The organism is Mesorhizobium kowhaii (genome assembly GCF_042431665.1).
Lineage (GTDB): Bacteria > Pseudomonadota > Alphaproteobacteria > Rhizobiales > Rhizobiaceae > Mesorhizobium > Mesorhizobium kowhaii.
In genome coordinates this window covers 1-2,526 of record NZ_JBHLYT010000112.1, presented here as the reverse complement: position 1 = coordinate 2,526, position 2,526 = coordinate 1, and the positions used below count along the sequence as shown (strand labels likewise).

Annotated in this window: 2 protein-coding genes; both read left to right on the top strand. The window is 66.5% G+C overall.

The window, feature by feature from the left end; translation table 11 throughout:
* The first annotated feature begins 120 nt into the window (after positions 1-120).
* Complete coding sequence (locus ACFFNA_RS35520; RefSeq protein ID WP_378924580.1) at positions 121-1,026, top strand: tyrosine-type recombinase/integrase; 906 nt, start codon at positions 121-123, stop codon at positions 1,024-1,026.
* Positions 1,027-1,029: 3 nt separating this feature from the next.
* A complete protein-coding gene (locus tag ACFFNA_RS35515; RefSeq protein WP_378924578.1) occupies positions 1,030-2,226 on the top strand; it encodes an IS91 family transposase in 1,197 nt (398 codons plus the stop codon).
* Positions 2,227-2,526 lie beyond the last annotated feature (300 nt).

Below are 2,526 nucleotides of genomic sequence, written 5' to 3'. Positions count from 1 at the left end.
TGCACGAACCCGCTCCGCGGGAGGAGCGCCTCGGCCTGAGATGGCGCGACAGGCATTTGACTTGAGCGGGTAGAGGCGTCGATCTGACCATGGAGTTCCCTTCAACGAGAGGAACTCGCCATGGCTACTTTGTCGACCGATGCACCAATCTCTCCGCTTCGCCAGCGCATGCAGCACGACATGCTCATGCGTGGCCTGGGCTCCCATACCCAGCAGGACTACGTTCGTCACGTCCGGCGCTTCGCTGTGTTCCTTGGCCGCTCGCCCGACACTGCGACGGCTGAGGACATCCGTCGATTCCAGCTGCATCAGCATGAGAGCGGCGTCGGCCCTGCGACGATCAATGGCGCGGTCTCTGCATTGCGGTTCCTGTTCCTCGTGACGCTGAAGCGGCGGGATCTGGCGCGTGCGCTGGTGATCATGAGGTATCAGCGCAAGCTGCCCGACGTGCTGAGCGTGGAGGAAGCGGCGCGGCTGCTCGAGGCCGCACCAGGCATCAAGTACAAGGCCGCACTCGGCGTCGCCTATGGCGCGGGCCTGCGTGTGTCCGAGGTCGCACACCTCAAGGTCGACGATGTCGATAGCACGCGCATGCTGATCCGCGTCGAGCAGGGCAAGGGCCGCAGGGACCGTAATGCGATGCTATCGCCGCAACTGCTTGAGCTGCTGCGGCTATGGTGGCGCGAAGGCAGGCGGCGCGGGGTGATGCTCCCGCATGGCTGGCTGTTCCCGGGGCGCAGCTGCACGGCACCGATCTCGTCGCGGCAACTGCATCGCGCGGTCCAGGAAGCAGCCGAAGTCGCCGGCATCCGCAAGCGCGTCAGCCCGCACACGCTGCGCCACAGCTTCGCCACCCACCTGCTCGAACAGGATGTCGACATCCGCGTCATCCAGGTGCTGCTTGGCCACAGCAAGCTCGATACCACCGCGCTCTACACCAAGGTCTCGACGCGGACGATCCATGCGGTCGCAGGGCCGCTCGACCGGCTGATGGCGCTGATGGAAGGCAAGACGTCGCCCGGCTGAGCCGTGCGCACCTCTGTCGAGGTCGCCGACATCTTCCGTGCTGCCGGCCCCGCCTATCGGGCCGCCCATGCAGGTCACCTGAGCCTCATCCAGCTCAAGGTGATGTCGGCGATCGAGCATTGCCGCACCGCGGCGCTCGGCGGTCACGTCGAGGCCTGCGAGGACTGCGGCCAATGGCGGATCGCCTATAACTCCTGCCGCAACCGGCACTGTCCCAGATGCCAGGGCGCGGCCGCGCGTACATGGCTCGCCGAGCGCGAAGCCGACCTGCTGCCAGTCGGCTACTTCCACGTCGTGTTCACGCTGCCCGCCGAGGTCGCCGACATCGCCTTCCACAACAAGGCGCTGGTCTATGACCTGCTGTTCAAGGCGGCATCGGAGACGATGCTTCGGATCGCCGCCGATCCGAGGCATCTCGGCGCACTCATCGGCATCACGGCAGTGCTTCATACATGGGGATCGGCGATGACGCACCATCCTCATGTCCACATGATCGTGCCGGGCGGCGGCATCGCGCCGGATGGGAAGCGCTGGGTCTCGTCGCGCCCGGCCTTCCTGCTCCCGGTGAGGGTACTCGGCAAGTTGTTCCGCCGACTGTTCCTCAACAGGCTGATCGCGCTGCACGACGCCGGCCGTCTCACCTTTTTCGGTTCGATGGCGCACCTCACCGAGCGATGCGCCTTCCTGCGCCAGCTTGCTGCCGCCCGGAAGAAGCGCTGGGTGGTCTACGCCAAGGCGCCGTTCGCGGGGCCGGAGGCGGTGCTCGCCTACCTGTCGCGCTACACGCACCGGGTTGCGATCTCAAACCGCCGGCTGTTCGCCTTCGACGAGAGCGGCGTCACCTTCCGCTATAAGGACTATCGTCGCGACGGCGCCGACCGCCAGCAGGTCATGACGCTCGCGACCGACGAGTTCATCCGCCGCTTCTTGCTCCACGTCCTGCCGCGCGGCTTCCATCGCATCCGACATTATGGCCTGCTCGCCGGCTCGGCCCGCAAGGCCAGCCTCGCACGCGCCCGCGAACTGCTGAACGTCGCTCCGCCGCCCGAAGACGACACTCCGGAAGAACCGGCTGACTTCCGGCCGCCATGCCCCTGCTGCGGCGGACGCATGATCGTCATCGAGACGATCGAACGGTGGAGGAGGCAGCCGCGCGGACCGCCGAACGCATCGGCACCGATCCGGGAGACCGCTCCATGACCCGGCATGGTCTGATCCAGCCTCCAGCCACAGGCGCTCAATCTGCGGCGAAGGACCCACGCGCGCCCATGGTGCTCAGCGAGGCCGGCAGGGCCACGTCCGCCTGCGCACAGAGGCTACAAGGCTGTGCGGAGGCTTCACTGAACGGTCCATCCGTGTCCACCGCGTCGCCTAACGGGGGCGGTCACGCCATCGCCGACATCAGCCGCAAACTAAAATCCCCATAGCCATCAACTGTGGCCCGCGGGTTCCTGCATGAGAGGCTTTCGTACGCCTCACGGCACCCGAAACCCTTCAGCA